Here is a 3,756-nt window from a genome sequence, read left to right as displayed (position 1 = left end):
TACCTATGAGGCTCAATAATCATGAAAATCCAGTACGCCAGTCTGCTCCTGTTAACGTTGGTTAACGGTGTCAGCGCTGCAATAACCCCTGACGTCGCTGCGGCCCCAAATGCCTGGCAACCAGCACAAACGCTAAGTGCCGCACCGGCAACCAGTACACCACAAAATGTTGCCGCTCAGGTGGCACCAACAGCAGGCCCAACGCCTACAGCCCCACTTCCTCAAGGGGGAGCAACACCGCTGCCTTCACCCGCGCTAACTTATGCTCAGGGACAGATGGCCCCACTGTCACCTGATGATGTTACAGGTTTACGGGGGACGTATGACCAACTGCAACGTAGTGAGGGTCGGGCCCCAGTCACTGCGGTTCCCAGGATTAGTTCTCTGACAGTCAACTTGTCACCTGGCGCCTCGCTATCCCTGCTGCGGGCACTTCCAAACTTTCCTGCGACCGTATCTTTTACTGATGAAACAGGCGCTCCCTGGAATATTGACGCGCCGCCAATCAACGGTAACGAAGCCGGATTTTCCATCAACTACATTCCAAACAGCCCGGTAATGTCAGTTCAGGCCAGACGGGCCTATGACTCCGGTAGCGTGACGGTATATCTGAAAGGATTACCGGTACCAGTAGTGATCGCTTTATCCAGTGGCGAACCAGATAACCCCGGACTAGCACAAATTACAGATAGCAGCCTGAATCTTCGTATTCCTATGCGGGGCCCAGCCGCTAAGACCCAACCCATTGCTCGAGAAAAAATCAGTTTGGACAACCCGATGTTGCAATCCTTTTTGGATGGTGTCCCTCCCAAAGAAGCTAAGCGTCTCAAAACCAGTGGCAACGTCCCGATGACATCTGTTTGGCAAGTAGGTGATGACTTATATATCCGTTCCCGCAGCGATATACGGGATGCGTTTGTAGAAACCTCGGCGGCTGCAGATGGGACTCGAGTTTGGAAATTACCCGTCACCCCCGAAGTGGTTTTTTCCGTTCAGAGCCGAAATACCACCCTGAACATCAACCTGGAGTAAGCCAATGGCCATTGAACAAGATGCTGCAAATGATGGAAAAAAATCACTGATACTGGGCATTGCTATTGTCGTTATTGTTGGCGCCGGAGCCTATCTCGGATGGGGGTGGCTACATAGAGCAGAGCCAACACCGTCAAATTATAAATTGAACAGCGTGGCCAACAATGCCGCGCATAACAGTGTTGAAACAGCGCAGTACCGGAAGTTACAAAGTGAAGCTAACAACATCGGTGGGCGAACAGCAGACAATGGGGGGAACAGTTTTGTGGCGTCATTACGCATGAGTGATGTCAAACCTGTCGCCCCAACACCGGCTCTACAACCGGTAAGTCTAAATACAACAACCGTACAGTCCTCTCAAGGGGAGGCACCAAATTCCGGTATAGCTGAAAACGAAAAAACCGCTCTCAATGGTTACATGAAACTACTCAACGAGCGCTGGAAGCCTGGTGGCATGCAATTGGCTAACTCTTTTGGTCAGAGCCAACAAGGCAATGGGCAATCAGGCAGTACATCAGAGAATGCTTTTAGCGCATGGAGTAATGGGCTCCCAGGCAATGCGCCGGTGACTGTATCGAGTAACCAAACAGCAACCAACAATTCGGTTCAAGACCTCATGGTTGTGCCACCTAATACACTCAGGCCGGGTGTGATTGACACTGCAATCGACTCTGACAACCTCAATTCAATCGTTAAGGCTCATATTCCTGCAGGCTTTTTAGCGGGAGCCAGCTTCACCGCTCGGGGTATACAACTGGCGGGTAACGGAGTGGTCATCCATCTCACTAGCATGACACTCAACGGTATTGAATATCAGGTCGATGCCTATGCGTTACAAGACGATACGTTGCAATCCTCCGTCGCCAGTGACGTCAACAACCGTTATATCTCCCGAATTATATTGCCCGCCGTTGCCACTGGTATTGGTGGATTGGGTGAATTGTATAAACAACAAAACACGCAAATCCTATCGACCAACGCTGGCACGATCAGCGGCGGGACTGGCTCGGTTAAAGGCTCAGCTGTAGCAGGTACCATCGTCGGTGGCATTGGCTCTCAAGCTGGCCAAGTGATGGCGAGTGATGCTGCCAAACTTCCCGTCCAACAGGTTCGTGTTTTCAAAAACCAAGTTGTGGCCATCCAATTTATGAAAGGTGTGTATGAGAGCGACCGTCTCAACAAAAACGCGGCATCCATACCGACCGCCATACCCCAAGCAGGAGCACGCTAATGACAACATCTCATTTTGACCTAGAGACGCCCCCAGTTGATTTGCCCGAAAATGAACCAGAGGTAACCCAAACACCTATCGCCAGTAAGCCAACCCATTCCAAACTTATCACTTTGCCTTTCGGCTTAAAGGTTGCCCCGTTACAAGCCGGGATGATGGGACTCGTCATCGTCGGAATTGTCGCTTTCGGTGTATTGCGTAATGCTCCCTCAAGTACCGGTGCGTCGCCACAGTTTGCGGCTCAAGAGCCCATAACCACACCGCCTATTGTGCCCGTTCCTTACTCACCACCGTCAACATCAGTGCAGAACACGACCATCGACGCACCACCAACGACGGAGCCTGTGACCAGTACCCTGACAGAGTCTAGCCCGCAAATAGTTGAAGAGTTGCGGGTATACGGGGAAAACAACCGTGAAGGAATAAAAGCATTGGATCAACGTTTGCGCCTCCTGGAGCAACAGGTTGCCTATTTGGCACAACGCCCAAGTCCTGCATCAGTATCCACCATGACCACAGCCTCTGTTGTTGCACCGAAAGCCTCCCCCCGCACCGCGTCAAAAACCAGCGGATTACGGGGTGCCAGTATCAACAGTTTATATCCGGGATTAGCTTGGGTGACTTATCAGGGAAGTACCTGGGCACTACAACCGGGCGACCGCATTGGTCATGCCACCGTGCAACGCATTGACACTCAAAATCGTGAGGTCATCACCACTGCCGGTGTTATCCGGTAAGGATACCTATGGATTTGGTCCAAATGCTCGCCAACGCCGTCAACAACGTTACGGCTGTTGGAATTCAGCTGATCATCGCGATGGGGGCAGTAGGTGGCTTAGTCATGCTGGTCTTGCACTTTGGCAATATCGCCAGTCGGGCACGGAGAGGACAGGTACAAGACGGTCCTGGAAAAATCATGCTGATCATTCTGATATGCGGCTGCGTTATTGCATTGCATCAGGTAATGAATGCAACTTCCCGACAAATGGCTTTGGGTGACGTCACTTTTGGTGCAATAGCCTATGTTTCCGAAGGTAAATACGGCCCTGCTGCGGTCGCCATTAATGCCGGTCTTACGCTTCTGCAGTGGATCGGTGTCATTTATGCGTATCAGGGCTTATTGCGCCTGAGACGCTCTACAAAAGACGGTCATACCGGTCTTAGCGCCGGTGATGACGTCGCAAGCGGCGCTAAACGCGTAATTATTGGCACCATGCTCGCAGTCAATCCACGGGTACTCGATGCCCTACAAAACACACTTAATATTCATTGGTAAATACAGAGGTCATAATGAACGCTCGTCAAATCTTGAAAGACTTTCCACTTTCCATTTCAGTTAAAGCGGCCTTACTGGCAGAAACACTCCGCCGGCAATATGTCCGCGTCTTTGCAGGTTTACTGACAGGGTTCCTGACCCCTCTCGCCCATGCCGATGGAGATCTTGTCGATATGATTAAAGCCCCTTTGGACGGCATTTATTCATTAAAAGAGCC

The 3,756-nt window shown here is 51.2% G+C and carries 5 protein-coding genes; all 5 read left to right on the top strand.

Going from position 1 to position 3,756, the window contains the following annotated elements; all coding sequences use genetic code 11:
- The first annotated feature begins 21 nt into the window (after positions 1 to 21).
- Entirely contained in the window at positions 22 to 1,032 is a 1,011-nt protein-coding gene (locus AACW11_RS16155; RefSeq protein ID WP_145592817.1) for a DotH/IcmK family type IV secretion protein, read from the top strand.
- Between the two features lie 4 nt (positions 1,033 to 1,036).
- Positions 1,037 to 2,263, top strand: coding sequence for a conjugal transfer protein TraO (gene traO / locus AACW11_RS16150; protein ID WP_145592818.1), 1,227 nt, complete (start codon positions 1,037 to 1,039; stop codon positions 2,261 to 2,263).
- Entirely contained in the window at positions 2,263 to 3,000 is a 738-nt protein-coding gene (locus AACW11_RS16145) for a hypothetical protein (protein WP_212587028.1), read from the top strand. Before traO ends, AACW11_RS16145 begins: the two co-directional genes overlap by 1 nt.
- A gap of 8 nt (positions 3,001 to 3,008) precedes the next feature.
- Positions 3,009 to 3,539: a conjugal transfer protein TraQ gene (gene traQ, locus AACW11_RS16140; RefSeq protein ID WP_145592820.1), complete on the top strand. Its 531-nt coding sequence runs from the start codon at positions 3,009 to 3,011 to the stop codon at positions 3,537 to 3,539.
- A 14-nt stretch (positions 3,540 to 3,553) separates the two neighbouring features.
- Positions 3,554 to 3,756: DUF6750 family protein (locus tag AACW11_RS16135; protein ID WP_212587027.1), on the top strand; the 203-nt coding region annotated here is incomplete at its 3' end.

The sequence above is a fragment of the Yersinia sp. Marseille-Q3913 genome (assembly GCF_963892745.1).
Lineage (GTDB): Bacteria > Pseudomonadota > Gammaproteobacteria > Enterobacterales > Enterobacteriaceae > Yersinia > Yersinia bercovieri.
This window is presented reverse-complemented; position numbering and strand designations above follow the sequence as displayed.

Excerpts from the sequence above, each read along its gene's own strand:
- AACW11_RS16155 (WP_145592817.1), top strand. The coding sequence starts at position 22 with ATGAAAATCCAGTACGCCAGTCTGCTCCTGTTAACGTTGGTTAACGGT.
- traQ (WP_145592820.1), top strand. The coding sequence starts at position 3,009 with ATGGATTTGGTCCAAATGCTCGCCAACGCCGTCAACAACGTTACGGCT.
- traO (WP_145592818.1), top strand. The coding sequence starts at position 1,037 with ATGGCCATTGAACAAGATGCTGCAAATGATGGAAAAAAATCACTGATA.
- AACW11_RS16145 (WP_212587028.1), top strand. The coding sequence starts at position 2,263 with ATGACAACATCTCATTTTGACCTAGAGACGCCCCCAGTTGATTTGCCC.